This is a genomic window from Streptomyces sp. NPDC045026 (genome assembly GCF_056432625.1).
The window spans coordinates 1-15317 of sequence record NZ_JBWKIS010000027.1 but is presented as its reverse complement, the minus strand read 5'-3'; the positions used below and the strand labels follow the sequence as shown (position 1 = coordinate 15317).

The following is a 15317-nucleotide window of genomic DNA, read 5'->3' as shown; positions in this document are numbered from 1 at the left end:
CGGCTTAGCGTCCTATCGGGGGACGCGGACGGGGTGGGTCCGGGTCCGAAGGGGGACAGGACACGTGGGGGGACCCGTGGCCAGGAGTGCCAGCAGCGTGCCGTTCGGAGTCGACCGGGACGTGCCAGGCCTGATCGTCAAGTTCGGTGACTATCCACTGCATCACGGAGGAGTGGGAGCAATCCGCAGCCTGGGCCGCCTCGGCGTGCCCATGTACGCGATCACGGAAGACCGTTACACGCCGGCGGCGTCCTCGCGCTATCTGCACCGGGCCTTTCCCTGGCGGACCACCGGGGCCGAGGAACCGGAGCGGCTCGTCGAGGGCATGCTGCGCATCGCGCGCCGGATCGGCAGGCCGACGGTCCTGATCCCGACCGACGAAGAGGCGGCCGTCCTCATCGCCGAGCACCAGGAGCAGCTGGCCGACGGGGGAAAGTTCCTGTTCCCGCGCGTCGAGCGGGACCTGCCGCGCCGGCTCGCCAGCAAGCAGGGGCTGCACGAACTGTGCGTGGAGCACGGCGTCGCGTCGCCGGCGGCCGCGTTCCCGGAGTCGTACGCCGACATCGAGGAGTTCGCCGCGTCGGCGCGCTTCCCGGTGGTCGCCAAGAACCGTGAGGCGTTCACCCGCCGCAAGCAGCCCGCGGTGAACGGGACGACGAAGATCGCGACCCCCGGAGGTCTGCTCGAACTCGCCCGCGACTGGGGCGAGCAGCCCGGCGTGATCCTCCAGGAGTATCTGCCGAGGGAGCAGGCGGAGGACTGGATCGTGCACGCGTACTTCGACGCGGACTCGACGCCGCTCGCCCTCTTCACCGGCGTCAAGGTGCGTTCCTGGCCACCGCACGCGGGCATGACGGCGAATGCGTACGTCGTCGACAATCCGGAACTCGCGGACCTCGCCGCGCGTTTCATCAAACAGATCGGCTTCACCGGCGTCATCGACCTCGACCTGCGCTTCGACCGGCGCGACGGCCAGTACAAGCTCCTCGACTTCAATCCGCGCATGGGCGCCCAGTTCCGGCTCTTCGAGAGCGAGTCCGGGATCGACGTCGTCCGTGCCATGCATCTCGACCTGACCGGCCGCGCCGTACCGGAGGGGGAACAGCGCGCGGGCCACCGGTACGTGGTGGAGAACATCGACCTGCCCGCTCTCATCGCCTACCGCCGCAGCGGTTACACGACCCCGCACGCCCCCGCCCGCGCCACGGGCACGGAGCTCGCGTGGCTCGCCACCGACGATCTGCGGCCGCTGTTCACGATGCTCGCCCGGTTTGTGGGCCCGGGAGCCCGCCACCTCCACCAGCTGTGGCGGACCAACCGCCGCGGCGGTGGCATGGCGAAGGCCCAGCCCAAGTAGCCCATCGCCGGCACCAGCTACGGCCACCAAAGCACCAAGTGTCACCGCGAAGCAGGAAGCAAACGTTCTTCCCTGGGGAGGGGACTTCGTGATTCATCCGGTAGCTGTCATCGGAGCGGGCCCGTACGGCCTGTCGACCGCCGCCCATCTGCGGGCACGCGGCATTCCGGTACGCGTCTTCGGCGACCCCATGGTGAGCTGGCGCTCGCACATGCCCGCGGGAATGCTCCTGAAGTCAGTGCCGTCCGCCTCGAACATCGACGCCCCGCAGCGCGGCCACGACCTCGTCGACTACTGCGACGCGGCCGGGATCCCGCGCCTGGTGACGGACGAGGACATCGTCCCGGTCGAGACGTTCGTGGCCTACGGGGACTGGCTCCAGCAGAAGCTCGTGCCCGACCTGGAGCGGGTCAGGGTGGTCTCGGTGGACCGGCGCGGACACGAGAACTTCGAGGTGAAGCTGGACTCCGGCGAGCAGTTCACGGCCCGCGCGGTCGTCGTCGCCACCGGCCTTTCGGGACTCGACCACCTGCCGCGCGAGCTCGCCGCGGCGGCGCCCGACGGGCCCGCCCCCACCGGGCCGGTCTCCCACAGCTCGCAGCACCACGACCTGTCCCGGTTCTCCGGCAGGGAACTCATCGTGGTCGGCGCCGGCCAGTCCGCCCTGGAGACCGCCGCGCTCGCCGCGGAGGCCGGGGCGAGCGTGCGGATCGTGGCACGCGGCAAGGGCTCCGTACGGTTCGGCGCGCCGCCGTGGGGCCAGCCGAAGCTGCGCCCCGAGACGCCGTTCGGCCGGGCCTGGTCGCTGTACGCGCTGACGTACTACCCGCACCCGTACCGTCATCTTCCGCCGCAGGCACGGCACTTCCTCGTCCGGCGGGTGCTCGGGCCGCTCGGGGCGTGGTGGCTGCGCGAGCGGTTCGAGGACAAGGTGCGGGTGCGTGAGGTGGAGGGCATCGTGGGCTCCGCCGCCGCGGACCGGGGCGTGACTCTGACGGTGCGGGCTCCCGGCGGACGCCGTGAGGAGCTGACCGCGGACCACGTCATCGCCGCGACCGGCTACCGCGTCGACCTCGCCGCGATGGACTTCCTAGGCGACGGTCTGCGGACCCGGATCGCCGCCAGCCGGGGCACCCCCAAGCTGGGGCCCGGCTATGTGTCCTCGGTGCCGGGGCTCTACTTCACGGGCATGCTGGGCGGGTCGTCGTACGGGCCGGTGATGCGGTTCGTGTGCGGCACCGAGTTCGCCTCGCCGCGCCTGGTGAAGCATCTCTCGGCGGCACACGCGTGAGGCGCCCCGTGCTGGGGTGACCGGGCAGGGCGGCGGCGGGGGTGACCGGGCGGAGTGACCCGGCGGAGCGGTCCGTATTCTCTCGATCATGCCCGCTCCGTTTCGCTCCGCCCCGTTCGATCTCATCGCCACAGACCTGGACGGGACGCTGCTGCGCGGCGACGACACGGTCTCCGAACGGACGCGCGACGCCCTCACGGCCGCTGCCGCCGCGGGGGCCCGCCACCTCGTGGTGACGGGACGGCCGGCGCCGCGCGTGCGGCCGCTGCTCGGCGAGCTGGGCGGCGCCGGGCTCGCGGTCTGCGCCCAGGGCGCCCAGCTGTACGACGCCGCGAAGGACCGCATCGTGTGGTCCCTGACCCTCGACCGTGACCTTGCCGAGCAGGCCCTCGGCAAGATCGAGGCCGAGGTCGGACAGGTCGACGCGGCGGTCGACCAGGACGGCGCGGACGGTCTGACACTCATCGAGCCGGGCTATGTGATGCCGCACCCCACGCTCCCCGCCGTGCGGATCGAGCGCCGTGAGGAGCTGTGGGCCGAGCCCATCAGCAAGGTGCTGCTCCGTCATCCCCGGCTCGGAGACGACGAGTTGGCGACGGCGGCGCGGGCGGTCGTCGGCGATCTGGCGACGGTCACCATGTCGGGCCCCGGCACCGTGGAGCTGCAGCCGTGCGGCGTCACCAAGGCGACGGGGCTCGCGCTGGCCGCCGAGCGGCTCGGTCTGACGCCGGAGCGCACGATCGCCTTCGGTGACATGCCGAACGACCTGCCGATGTTCGCGTGGGCCGGCCACGGTGTCGCGATGGCCAACGCCCACGCCGAACTGCGGGCGGCGGCAGACGAGGTGACCCTGTCGAACGAGGACGACGGGGTCGCGGTCATCCTCGAACGCCACTTCGCGCGCTAGCCGCACTCACCGGTCCCCCCCGTGACCCGCCCGCTCCCTCACCCCGCCGTGCGCGGAATCCGCTGTTCCCAGGTCCGGTGGAAGACCACTTCGCCGCCGTCCCGGCACACCACCTCGTTGCTGGTGATGAAGTCCTTCGCGTCGCAGGCGATCTCGGAGCGGGTCTTGATCGTCACGTCCCACGCCAGCTCGGGCCGGTGCAGGCGGATCGACCAGTCGGAGCGGGTGCGCGCACTCAGTGGGTCCGCCTCCTGGATGACGTACGTCTCCACGGCGTCCTCGGTGAATTCGAGGCCGTCGGGGTAGACCCGGGTGCCGCCGTAGCGCGGGTCCACCTGCAGGCGCCATTCGCCCTTGGCGACATCGCGGACGCAGAGCCGCTCGGGGCGCTGTTCGTCCAGGGTGGCGGGGTAGACGACGCCGAGCGGCTCGGACTGTTCGGGCCCTTCGAAGCCGATGTCGGCGCCGTTCTCGGCGTCGACCATCCTGACCGGCAGTTCGAGGGTGCTGCCCGCCGGGTCGAGGGTGAAGCCTGCCTCGGAGCCGGGCTGTGGCCAGATCCACGGCCAGTACGCGGACGACACCGCGAGGCGGATGCGGTGCCCGGCCGGGAAGGTGTGGCCGATGCCGTTGAGCTCGAAGGAGACCTCGTCCGTGGTGCCGGGGGGCCAGGTGACGGCCTTGTCGCGGCCCTCGCGAGAGGAGAAGTTCAGGACGCCGCGTGTGACGAGCGTCGAGGAGCCGTCCGGCGCCACGTCGCACACCCGGACGGCGACCTGCCCGCGCGGTACCTCGCTGGTGATGCGCAGCGTCACCTGCGGCCGGCCGAGGACCTGCAGATCCGAGGGCACCTCGAAATCGAAGCACGCCGACTTCGCGTCCTCGTCGCGCTGGTCCGGCGGCAGGTCCGCGTCGTTGCCGAAGGGGAAGAAGCGGCCCGCGTCCAGGCCCGTCTGCTGGGGCGACTTCACGATCACGGGCGGGCCCTGAAGGGCGTACGCGAGGGGCGCGACGTTCGGGGACGGCCAGGACGGGTCGCCGACCCAGTGGCCCGGCAGCGTCGGGTAGACCGTCGCGGGCGGGTGCGAGTCGCTGATCCAGGAGCGGAGCTTGGGCTCCGCCATGACGCCGTTGTCGACGCCCTTGAGGTGGTGGTCCCACCAGCGGAGGGTCTCCTGGAGGAAGCCGATCGCGGGGCCCGGCGGCAGGCCGCGGTCCGGGTACTGGTGCGACCACGGACCGATGATCCCGCGTACCTGCTGGTCGGGCAGGTTCTCGACCAGGCGCAGGACGGTGTCGCGGTACGGGTCGTGCCAGCCGCCCACTGCGAGGACGGCCGCGCGTACGGCGGTGTAGTCCTCGCAGACGCTGCCGTGCTGCCAGTAGGCGTCGCGCGTCTGGTGGCCGAGCCAGGTGTGGATGAACGGGTCGACCGCTTCGAGGCGCTTCAGCCACATGTCGCGCCAGCCGTCGCCGACGAACTGAGGGTCGGGCGGCCGTGACACGAAGGCGAGCATCGTCGCCGCCCAGGCGTGCATGTCCACCGCGAGGACGGAACCTCCCATGTAGTGCACGTCGTTGTCATAACGGTCGTCCGTGGAGCAGACCGTGATGACCGCCTTGAGCGGCTCGGGCGCGAGGGCCGCGATCTGGAGGGAGTTGAAGCCGCCCCAGGAGATGCCGAACATGCCGACCTTGCCGCTGCACCAGGGCTGTGCGGCCAGCCAGTTGACGACCGCGACCCCGTCGGCGAGCTCCGTCGTGTCGTACTCGTCGCCGGGCAGGCCCTCCGAGTTGCCGTGCCCGCGCACGTCGACGCGGACGGAGGCGTAGCCATGGCCCGCGTACCAGGGGTGGCGCTGCCAGTCGCGCGGCGCCGTCCAGTCGCTCAGCCGGTACGGGAGGTACTCGAGGATGGCGGGCACCGGCTCCTCGGTCACCGGACGCCAGATGCGGGCGAACAGCGTGGTGCCGTCCGGCAGGGGTACGCGAACGTCCTCGCGGGTCGTTTCGTAGGGGAAGGAGGAGCGGATGGTGATGGCCGGGTTTTCTGACATGGGAGTCACCTCAGTGAACGGGGTGCATGGTCCTGCGCAGCCACGGCGCGAGCGCGACCACGACCAGGCCGATGGCGACGGCGATGGCGCCGTTGACGCCGAAGTACGCGGGATTGGAGACCTCGCCGTAGAGCTTCACGGTCTGTGCCTGAATGCCGTTGGCGAGGGCGAGCGAGAGGAACCAGAGGGACATCGTCTGGCTGGAGAAGGCCTTCGGCGCGAGCTTCGTCGTCGCCGACATGCCCGAGGTCTCCAGGAGGATGTCGCCGAGGCCGAGCAGCAGATACGAGCCGACGATCCACCAGGCGGCCATCTTGTACGTGTCCCCGCTGTGGCCCGAGGTGGGGATGACCATGAGCAGGAACGACAGACCGCCCAGGATCACACCGAACGCGATCTTGTTGGAGGCGTGCGGCTGGCGCGGTCCCATCCGGGCCCACAGACCGGCCACCACGGGGGCGAGCGCGACCTCGAAGGCGCCGAGCGCGGACGCGTACCAGCTGGCGGGGAAGTGGAAGCCGAGGATCTCGGTCCTGGCGTTCGTCGAGGCGAGCAGGATCATCGTCGAGTACGCCTGGAACAGGATGAAGTTGAAGGCCACGGAGGCCAGGAAGAGCACGACGTACGGCTTGAGCCTGCCGCGCTCCTCGGCAGTCACCCGGGGGCTGCGGAACATCACCGCGAAGTACACGACCGGGGCGATCACGGAGATGATCGTGAGGACGTCCACGAAGCGGTCCATCGTCAGCCAGCCGGCCCACACGAGGATCACGGCGAGTACGGCGAGGACGACGGCACCGGCGATCATCAGCCGGACCGCGCGCCGCATCCCCTCGGGCGGCAGCGCGTACTCGGCGGAATGCTTGCGCCCGGCCAGGTGACGTCGCCCGGCCACGTACTGGACGAGACCGAACGTCATGCCGATCGCGGCGGCCGAGAAGCCCCAGTGCCAGCCCTTGTGGTCGCCGAGCCAGCCGGTGATCAGGGGGCCCGCGAAGGCGCCGATGTTGATGCCCATGTAGTACAGCGCGAAGCCGGCGTCGCGGCGCTCGTCGTCGGTGCGGTAGAGCTTGCCGACCATGGTGGCGACATTGGGTTTGACCAGGCCGGTTCCCGCGCTGATCAGGCCGAGGCCGACCCAGGTCATGGCCGCCGTCGGCACTGCCATCGCGTAGTGGCCGCAGGCGATCAGGATGCCGCCGTACAGGACCGCGCGGTACGAGCCGAGGATCCGGTCGGCGAGCCAGCCGCCCCCCACCGAGACGAGATAGACGAGCGTTCCGTACGCTGCCGATACGGACGCCGCCGTCCCCGCGGACATGCCCAGGCCGCCGTGTGCGACCGTGTCCGCGAAGTAGAGGACGAGGATGGCCTGCATGCCGAGGAACGAGAAACGCTCCCAGACCTCGAGGCCCGACAGCGTGAGCAGGCCGCGAGGCTGGCCGAAGAACGCGTGGTCGTCGCCCGGCGGCGGCTGCTCGCTCTCCGGTCCGTTCGGCTCGGCCTCGGCCGTGGTGCGAGACAAAGGGGAAACTCCAGGTCTTCTCGGTCGTATGAGCTGATCAAGAACATACCGGGGGTGTTCGTGGGTCGCTCGGCCTGGTCTGTGCGGGCAGGCCCCCACTGTGATCGAAACGCGACCGGATACGCTGACTTGAGTGATGGCAGCGACACATCGACAAACCGTGTCATCGACCAAATGATCGACCGAGTTCGCCATGTGATCGTCAGCAGACAGGAGAACCTCTCGTGACCGTCGTCGGGACTTTCGGTCTTAGCGTGCGGGACCAGGCTCTCGAAGCCGATGTCCAGGCCGGGTTGGCGGCTGTCGAGGAGGGTCTGCTCGAGGCAACGAAGAGCGGGGTCCCCTTCATCACGGAGGCCGCGCAGCATCTCGTGCGCGCGGGCGGCAAGCGCTTCAGGCCCCTCCTCGCGATGCTCGCCGCGCAGTTCGGCGACCCGTACGCACCCGGTGTCGTGCCCGCCGCCGTCGTCGTAGAGCTGACGCATCTCGCGACGCTCTACCACGACGACGTGATGGACGAGGCAGACGTGCGCCGCGGCGTCGACAGCGCGAACACCCGCTGGGGCAACTCGGTCGCGGTCCTGACCGGCGACTTCCTCTTCTCGCGCGCCTCCCACATGCTGGCCGACCTCGGGCCCGAGGCCGTCCGCATCCAGGCGGAGGCCTTCGAACGCCTCGTCACCGGGCAGATCCTGGAGACGGCCGGACCGCGCGACGGCCGCGACCCGGTCGACCACTACCTCGACGTCCTGGGCGGCAAGACCGGCTCGCTGATCGCCGTGGCCGTGCGGTTCGGCGCGATGATGTCGGGCGCCGACGAGCGCATCGTGGACGTCCTCGCCCAGTACGGCGAGCGGCTCGGCGTCGCCTTCCAGCTCGCCGACGACGTCCTGGACATCGCCTCCGACTCGCACGAGTCCGGCAAGACCCCCGGCACCGACCTGCGCGAGGGCATCCCCACGCTGCCGGTGCTGCGGCTGCGCGAGCGCGCCGAGCAGCTCGGCCTGCCCGAGGACCGCGCCCTGTGCGAGCTCCTCGACTCCGACCTGACGGACGACGCGCGCCTCGACGAGGCGCTCGCGCGGCTGCGTGTCCACCCGGCCCTGGAGCAGGCCCGCAAGGACACCGTGCGGTACGCGGAGGAGGCGCGGGCGGCCCTCTCGCCGCTGCCCGAGTGCGATGCGAAGTCGGCCCTCCTGGAGCTGTGCGACCTGGTGGTGCACCGGGCGGGCTGACGCCCGCAGATCTCACCGTGCAGTGCTGACCGACACGCGGAACCGGCGGCGTCCCCCTACGGGATAGGGGAGGCGCCGCCCTTGTGTGTCATACCGCGGGAGTACGCGGAGTTGATCCTGGGGTCTGACGCTTCCGTCCCGCCGATTTGGTCAGATTGATAGCACCACTCCCGACCAATTCGGGTGAGAATGGCGGCTTGGGGTGGACAGACGAGCAAGGACGGTAGGCCGCCGCCCAACACGGAGGTAGGGCAACAACATGGCACCGTACGAAACCGAAAGCGCCGGTCGTCGCAAGGCGACCCGCTATGTGGTCCCGGTCGCGGTGGTGGGGGTGGCCGCGGCGACGATCGGGCTCGTTCCCGCGCTGGCCGACTCCGGCAACCCCGATCTGCCGAAGCTCAGCGCGCAGCAGCTCATCGAGAAGATGGCCAAGTCGGACGTGCAGCAGATGTCCGGCACGGTGAAGATCTCCACGGATCTCGGACTCCCGTCCCTGGGCGGTATCGCGGGCGGCTTCACCCCGGGCGCCGGCGGCCCCTCGGACGGCGGGGACGGCAAGGCGGGCTCCGCCGCCGACCCGCAGTCCAAGCTGATGGAGCTGGCCTCCGGCACGCACACGCTGCGCGTCGCGACGGACGGCCCCGACCGGCACAAGCTGTCCGTCCTGGACAGCGCGGCCGAGTACAGCGTGATCCACAACGGCGACGAGGTCTGGGCCTACGACAGCGCGTCGAACGAGGCGTACCACGCCAAGGACGCCGCTGCCGCCGGCGACCGGGCCGAGAAACAGCGCAGGGGCGAGGCGCAGAAGGGCGTCCCGGCCACGCCCAAGGAGCTCGCGGACGAGGTCCTGAAGGCGTCCGGCAAGACGACGTCGATCTCCGTCGAGGGCACCGCGCAGGTCGCGGGGCGCGACGCGTACAAGCTGCTCGTCAAGCCGAAGCAGGCCGGTTCGACGGTCGGCGGGATCACCATCTCGGTGGACGCGAAGACGGGTGTGCCGCTGAAGTTCACGCTGACGCCCGCGGGCGGCGGCAAGGCGGTCGTGGACGCGGGCTTCACCAAGGTGGACTTCGCCAAGCCGGCCGCTTCCACGTTCGACTTCACCCCGCCGAAGGGCACCAAGGTCACCGAGGGCGACGACCTCAAGGCGCGGGACAAGTCCCACCCGTCGAAGGACCTGCCCAAGGACCTGCCCAAGGACCTGCCCAAGGAGCTGAAGGACGCCCAGGGTGGCGGCATGAACGACCTGAAGGTCATCGGTGAGGGCTGGACGTCCATCGCCGAGCTGAAGATGCCCGGCGGGCAGGGGCTGCCGACGGGCGGCTCGGGCTCGGGCGACGTCCCGCCGGAGGCACAGAAGTTCATGGACGCGCTCGGCGACCACGTGACGGGCAAGTTCGGCTCGGGCACGGTCTTCTCGACGCGCCTGGTCAACGCACTCATCACGGACGACGGCAAGGTCTACGCGGGCGCGGTCACCAAGGACGCGCTCGTGAAGGCGGCGAACGCGGCGCAGTAGCCGTACGCGCCACGCGAGTTGGCAGGCAGGCAGGAGTGGAGGCGTCGGTTCCGGGGCCTCCACTCCCGCACTCCACCCGGACCGACGGGCACGACGGGAGCGACGGGAGCGACATGGCGGCGAGCACTGCCGAGGAGTCCGTGATCGAGACGCGGGCCCTCACCAAGCGGTACGGCGGCGGCCAGTTGGCGGTCGACGGCCTCGACCTCACCGTCCCCGCCGGCAGCGTCTTCGGCTTCCTCGGGCCGAACGGCTCGGGCAAGACCACCACCATCCGCATGCTGATGGGCCTGATCGAGCCGACGTCCGGCGCGGCCAGCGTCCTCGGCCGCCCCATGCCCCGCGCAACCCGCGCGGTCCTCCCGCACGTCGGCGCGCTCATCGAGGGCCCCGCCCTGTACGGGTTCCTGTCCGGCCGGGACAACCTGATCCGGTACGACTCCGCCGACCCGGCCGCCGACCCGCGCACCCGGCGCGCCCGTGTCGCCACCGCGCTCGACCGGGTCGGGCTGACGGCCGCCGCGGGCAAGAAGGCGAAGGCGTACTCGCTCGGGATGAAGCAGCGCCTCGGGCTCGCGGCCGCGCTGCTCCAGCCCCGCAGGCTCCTCGTCCTCGACGAGCCGACGAACGGTCTCGACCCGCAGGGCATGCGCGAAATCCGTTCCCTGGTGCGGGAGCTGGCATCGGACGGCACGACCGTCTTCCTCTCCTCGCACCTCCTCGACGAGATCGAGCAGGCCTGCACGCACGCGGCCGTGATGGCGCGCGGCCGGCTCCTCACGCAGGGTCCGGTCGCCGAGCTCGCGGCGGGCGCCCGCGGCCGGCTCGTGGTCACGACGCCCGACCCGGGCGACGCGGCGCGCGTCCTGAAGGAGCGGGGCGTCGCGGACCTGACCGTGACGGACGATCAGGTGACGGGCGAGCCGCCCGGTCCGGGGACCGACCTCGCCGAGCTGAACGCCGCACTGGTCACCGCGGGCGTCCGCGTCCGCGGCTTCGGACTCGAACGGGCCTCGCTGGAGGACGCGTTCGTGGCCCTGACGGGAGAGGGATTCGATGTCGCAGGCTGAGGCCACGGCCGCCACCACCGCCACGGCCGTCACGGAGGCGGCGCCCGCGCGGAAGAGGATCTGGACGCTCGGCCTGTTCCGCAGCGAGCTGGTCACCACGTTCCGCCGCTGGCGCACGATCGCCCTGCTCGCCGTCCTGGCCGGGGTGCCGATCCTCGTCGGGATCGCCGTGAAGATCGAGACGAGCGGCGGCTCACCGGCCGCGGGCGGCGGCGCGGGAGGGCCCGCGTTCATAGCGCAGATCACCAACAACGGCCTGTTCCTGGTTTTCACCTCGCTCGCCGCGACACTCCCGTTCTTCCTGCCGATGGCGGTCGGCGTGATCGCGGGCGACGCGATCGCCGGCGAGGCGAACGCGGGGACGCTGCGCTATCTGCTCGTCGCCCCCGCGGGCCGCACCCGTCTGCTGCTCACCAAGTACGCGACCACGATGACGTTCTGCCTGGTCGCGACGCTCGTCGTGGCGGTGACGGCGCTCGCCACGGGCGCCCTGCTCTTCCCGCTGGGCGACCTCGTCACGATCTCCGGCACGCGGATCGGCTTCGGCGAGGGGCTCGTGCGGGCCCTGCTGATCGCCCTCGTCGTGGCCGCGTCACTCGTGGGGATCGCCGCGCTCGGACTGTTCGTCTCGACGCTCACGAACAGCGGGATCGCGGCCATGGCGACGACGGTGGGCCTGCTCATCACCGTCCAGATCCTCGACCAGATCCCCCAGCTGCACGCGATCCAGCCGTACCTGTTCTCGCACCGCTGGCTGTCCTTCGCCGACCTGATGCGCGAGCCGGTCTACTGGGACGACCTGCTCAAGAACCTGGGCCTGCAGGGCTTGTACGCGGCCGTGTTCGGCTCGGCGGCGTGGGCGCGCTTCACGGCGAAGGACATCACGGCGTAGCCGACTGCCGCACTGCTACGCCTCGTACTGCCGCACTGCTACGCCTCGTACGGGAAGCGCGCGACCTCCGGCTGCCGCTCGGGCGCGAAGAACGTCTTGGCGCGCAGCAGCGCCTCCTCGTCCTTGAGTACGTCGCCGGGCTTGCTGCCGTTGCCGAGCAGGACGCCGCCGAAGCGCATGCCCATGTACGCGGCCGAGTTGCGCAGCGTGCCGACCAGCGGGTCCGCGACGACCTGCTCCTCGTGGGCGAGCGCCGTCACGCCCCACAGGGTGCGCCCTGCGAGTGTCGCCTTGAAGTCGACGCCGGGGGTGCGCAGCCAGCCCGACCAGTAGTCGAGGTAGCGCTTGGTGGCGGCCGAGACGGAGTACCAGTACAGCGGCGACACGATGACGATGTCGGTGGCTTCGAGCGTCGCGTCCAGGAGTAGTGCCGTGTTGTCGCCGGCGGGCCGGGTGTGGTCGCTGTCGTGGCGCAGGTCCTCGAAGTCGGGGAGGGGGTGCGCGGCGAGGTCGATCCAGCGCTGCCCGATTTCGGGGGAGAGCTGCTCGGCGGCCTTGCGGGCCAGGATCTCGGTGTTGCCTTCGCCTCGGCTGCTGCCGAGCAGGAAGAGGAACGTGCGGGACATGGGGCACTCCGGGGTCGGTTGGTCGCGCCGATTACCTGCATGTGCAGTTTATGCACGCGCAAGTAATTCCGTCCAGGAGGGGCAGGGCGGACCGGGGCCGGAGATATGAGGCGCTCGTGGCGGCGCGCGGGTTCAGGCGGCGGGCTCGGGCCGCGGATCCGTCTCCGGCTGGGTCTGCGGCTGCCGCTGCAGGTTCGACTGCAGATTCGACTCCGGCACCGTTTCCGGAGCCGTCGCCCGCGCCTTCTGCTCGGCCAGTGCGATCCGTCCGCGCCGGGCCGTCCGCAGCGCGTCCCACGTCAGGAGGGTGAGCGCCAGCCACACGAGGGCGAAGCCCGCCCAGCGTTCGGGGGGCATCGCCTCGTGGAAGTACAGGATGCCGAGCAGGAACTGGAAGACCGGCGCCAGGTACTGGAGCAGACCCAGGGTCGACAGCGGTACGCGGATGGCGGCGGCGCCGAAGCAGACCAGCGGGATCGCGGTGACCAGGCCCGTCGAGGCGAGCAGCGTGGCGTGGCCCGCGCCGTCGCCGAAGGTGGACTCGCCCTGCGCGCCGAGCAGCAGCAGATAGGCGAGCGCGGGCACGAACTGGATCGCGGTCTCGGCGGCGAGCGACTCCAGGCCGCCGAGGTTCACCTTCTTCTTCACCAGGCCGTAGGTGGCGAAGGAGAAGGCGAGGCAGAGGGAGATCCAGGGCGGCTGTCCGTACCCGAAGGCGAGGACGAGGACCGCGGCGAGGCCGACGCCGACCGCCGCCCACTGCACGGGCCGCAGTCGCTCGCCCAGGAGCAGGACGCCCATGGCGATGGTGACCAGCGGGTTGATGAAGTAGCCGAGTGACGCCTCGACGACATGGCCCGCGTTCACGGCCCAGATGTAGACGCCCCAGTTGACCGTGATGACGGCCGCGGCGACGGTGACGAGCGCCAGCCTGCGCGGGTTGCGCAGCAGCTCACCGGCCCAGGCCCAGCGGCGTACGAAGAGCAGGGCGACGCCGACCACGGCCAGCGACCACACCATGCGGTGGGCGAGGATCTCACCGGCGCCCGCGGGCTTGAGCAGGGGCCAGAAAAGGGGCACCAGGCCCCACATTCCGTAGGCCGCGATGCCGTTCAACAGTCCCGTGCGCTGTTCGCTTCCCGACTGCCCAGCCTCCACGGCCCCTCCTCCACACATACGGCCGCCCCGCGGCGGCCACCCATGAAGGTAGCGCCGCGGGGCACCGGCTGTCATGTCCGTATCCCTATACGGTCATGACAGGGCATTCGTGCAGGTGGGGGACCGGCCGAGCCCGGCATGATCCGAACGAGAGGCCCTAGGCGAGCGCGGCCTTGACCGCGGCCGCGAGCGGGGTCGTGGGGCGGCCCGTCAGCCGGGACAGGTCGCCGCCGGTGGCGGCGAGCAGGCCCTGCTCGATGGCGCTGTCGACGTCCACGAGGATGTCGGCGAAGGGTGCGGGCAGTCCGGCGCCGAGCAGGATCTCGCGGTTCTGCTCGGGCGTGACGGAGTTGTACGCGATCGTCCGGCCCGTCTGCCTGGAGAGCTCGGCGGCGTACTCGGCGAAGGACCAGGCGACGTCGCCGCTCAGCTCGTAGGCCTGGTTCTCGTGGCCCTCGCCGGTGAGGACGGCGACCGCGGCGGCGGCATAGTCGGCGCGGGAGGCGGAGGCGACGCGGCCCTCGCCCGCAGAGGCGGTGACGGCGCCGTGCTCCAGGACCGGGGCGAGGTTCTCGGTGTAGTTCTCGTGGTACCAGCCGTTGCGCAGGAACGTGTACGGCAGGCCGGAGTCCAGGATCGCCTGCTCGGTCACCTTGTGCTCGGCCGCCAGGTCGAAGTCGGCGGCCGGCCCGCCGAGGACGCCCGTGTACGCGAGCAGCGCGACGCCCGCGCCCTTCGCGGCATCGATCACGGCGCGGTGCTGCGGCACGCGCTGCCCGACCTCGCTGCCGGAGATCAGCAGGACCCGGTCGCCGGCGGCGAAGGTGCCGGTCAGCGTCCCGGGCGCGCTGTAGTCGGCGATCCGCAGCTCGACGCCGCGGGCGGCGAGGTCGGCGGCCTTCTCCTTGTCGCGGACGACGGCGGCGATGCGCTCCGCCGGGACGCCGGCGGCAAGGAGGCCGTCGATGACGAGACGGCCGAGGTGTCCGGTGGCTCCGGTGACGACGATGCTCATGTCTGAAATCTCCTCTTAGGGGCTTATCTGGCACCGAGCCTACGGGTGGCGCTAACCAATAGAAAGTACCCACTTTGAAGTAAGGTACTGGCATGGGAGTAAGCAAGGGGAGTTCCGGCGGCGAGGAGATGTGCCCGTACCGCCTCGTACTCGAACACGTCACCAGTCGCTGGGGCGTGCTCGTCCTGATCGCGCTGGAGGAGCGCTCGTACCGGTTCAGCGAGCTGCGCCGGGAGATCGGCCGCGTCGTCAGCGTGAGGAACGTCAGCGAGAAGATGCTCGCGCAGACGCTCCAGACCCTGGAGCGCGACGGCATGGTGCACCGCGACGCGAAGCCGGTCATCCCGCCGCGCGTGGACTACTCGCTCACCGACCTCGGCCGCGAGGCGGCGGAACAGGTCCGCACCCTGGCCACCTGGACGGAACGCCGCATGGCGGCGGTGGCGCAGGCCCGGAGCGCATACGACGAAACCCGCGCCCCATAGGGGACGCGGGTCCATTCGGCCAGGGGGCGACTAACCCACAACGGTCCAGGTGTCGCCGCCGGCGAGCAGCGCGGCCAGGTCGCCCTTGCCGTTCTGTTCGATCGCTTCGTCGAGCTGTTCGGACATCTGCACGTCGTAGACGGGGCGCTCGGCGGAGCGGAAGACGCCGATGGG

13 protein-coding genes and 1 pseudogene are annotated in these 15317 nt (G+C 71.0%); 8 read left to right on the top strand and 6 right to left on the bottom strand.

The window, feature by feature from the left end; all coding sequences use genetic code 11:
* The first annotated feature begins 97 nt into the window (after positions 1 to 97).
* The 3 genes from AC07EJ_RS36790 to AC07EJ_RS36780 all read left to right on the top strand — a co-directional run bounded on the left by AC07EJ_RS36790 (position 98) and on the right by AC07EJ_RS36780 (position 3555).
* Complete coding sequence (locus AC07EJ_RS36790; RefSeq protein WP_389485901.1) at positions 98 to 1357, top strand: carboxylate--amine ligase; 1260 nt, start codon at positions 98 to 100, stop codon at positions 1355 to 1357.
* Positions 1358 to 1445: 88 nt separating this feature from the next.
* Positions 1446 to 2648, top strand: a complete 1203-nt coding sequence (locus tag AC07EJ_RS36785) for an NAD(P)-binding domain-containing protein (RefSeq protein ID WP_389485899.1) — start codon at positions 1446 to 1448, stop codon at positions 2646 to 2648.
* An 88-nt stretch (positions 2649 to 2736) separates the two neighbouring features.
* Entirely contained in the window at positions 2737 to 3555 is an 819-nt protein-coding gene (locus tag AC07EJ_RS36780; RefSeq protein WP_478885901.1) for an HAD family hydrolase, read from the top strand.
* 38 nt (positions 3556 to 3593) lie between these two features.
* Here the strand turns inward: AC07EJ_RS36780 and AC07EJ_RS36775 are convergent, their stop codons facing one another.
* Together AC07EJ_RS36775 and AC07EJ_RS36770 are read right to left on the bottom strand one after the other, a co-directional pair.
* The gene (locus tag AC07EJ_RS36775; protein ID WP_478885900.1) at positions 3594 to 5612 is read right to left on the bottom strand and encodes a CocE/NonD family hydrolase; all 2019 of its coding nucleotides are present in this window, start codon (positions 5610 to 5612) and stop codon (positions 3594 to 3596) included.
* A 10-nt stretch (positions 5613 to 5622) separates the two neighbouring features.
* Positions 5623 to 7137, bottom strand: a complete 1515-nt coding sequence (locus AC07EJ_RS36770; RefSeq protein ID WP_389485893.1) for a peptide MFS transporter — start codon at positions 7135 to 7137, stop codon at positions 5623 to 5625.
* 224 nt (positions 7138 to 7361) lie between these two features.
* On the opposite strand from AC07EJ_RS36770, the gene AC07EJ_RS36765 reads away from it, so the two are divergent.
* From AC07EJ_RS36765 to AC07EJ_RS36750, 4 genes are all read left to right on the top strand, one after another.
* Positions 7362 to 8372 (top strand): polyprenyl synthetase family protein, encoded by a 1011-nt coding sequence (locus AC07EJ_RS36765; protein WP_389485891.1) that lies wholly within the window; start codon positions 7362 to 7364, stop codon positions 8370 to 8372.
* A 259-nt stretch (positions 8373 to 8631) separates the two neighbouring features.
* Positions 8632 to 9897, top strand: a complete 1266-nt coding sequence (locus AC07EJ_RS36760) for a LolA family protein (protein WP_478885899.1) — start codon at positions 8632 to 8634, stop codon at positions 9895 to 9897.
* 113 nt (positions 9898 to 10010) lie between these two features.
* A complete protein-coding gene (locus AC07EJ_RS36755; protein WP_478885898.1) occupies positions 10011 to 10967 on the top strand; it encodes an ABC transporter ATP-binding protein in 957 nt (318 codons plus the stop codon).
* Positions 10954 to 11859, top strand: coding sequence for an ABC transporter permease (locus tag AC07EJ_RS36750; protein ID WP_389485885.1), 906 nt, complete (start codon positions 10954 to 10956; stop codon positions 11857 to 11859). The genes AC07EJ_RS36755 and AC07EJ_RS36750 overlap by 14 nt, the downstream gene beginning before the upstream one ends.
* Positions 11860 to 11897: 38 nt before the next feature.
* Here the strand turns inward: AC07EJ_RS36750 and AC07EJ_RS36745 are convergent, their stop codons facing one another.
* From AC07EJ_RS36745 to AC07EJ_RS36735, 3 genes are all read right to left on the bottom strand, one after another.
* Positions 11898 to 12485, bottom strand: coding sequence for a flavodoxin family protein (locus AC07EJ_RS36745; RefSeq protein WP_478885897.1), 588 nt, complete (start codon positions 12483 to 12485; stop codon positions 11898 to 11900).
* A gap of 132 nt (positions 12486 to 12617) precedes the next feature.
* On the bottom strand, positions 12618 to 13661 hold the full coding sequence (gene rarD / locus AC07EJ_RS36740) for an EamA family transporter RarD (protein ID WP_389485881.1): 1044 nt from the start codon (positions 13659 to 13661) through the stop codon (positions 12618 to 12620).
* 139 nt (positions 13662 to 13800) lie between these two features.
* Positions 13801 to 14658 (bottom strand): SDR family oxidoreductase, encoded by an 858-nt coding sequence (locus AC07EJ_RS36735; protein WP_478885896.1) that lies wholly within the window; start codon positions 14656 to 14658, stop codon positions 13801 to 13803.
* A gap of 92 nt (positions 14659 to 14750) precedes the next feature.
* Between AC07EJ_RS36735 and AC07EJ_RS36730 the strand changes: the two genes are divergently transcribed.
* Positions 14751 to 15143 (top strand): winged helix-turn-helix transcriptional regulator, encoded by a 393-nt coding sequence (locus AC07EJ_RS36730; RefSeq protein WP_389485877.1) that lies wholly within the window; start codon positions 14751 to 14753, stop codon positions 15141 to 15143.
* Positions 15144 to 15173: 30 nt separating this feature from the next.
* Here AC07EJ_RS36730 and AC07EJ_RS36725 read toward each other — a convergent pair.
* Positions 15174 to 15317, bottom strand: a pseudogene (locus AC07EJ_RS36725) (2-oxoacid:ferredoxin oxidoreductase subunit beta); the annotation flags it as partial.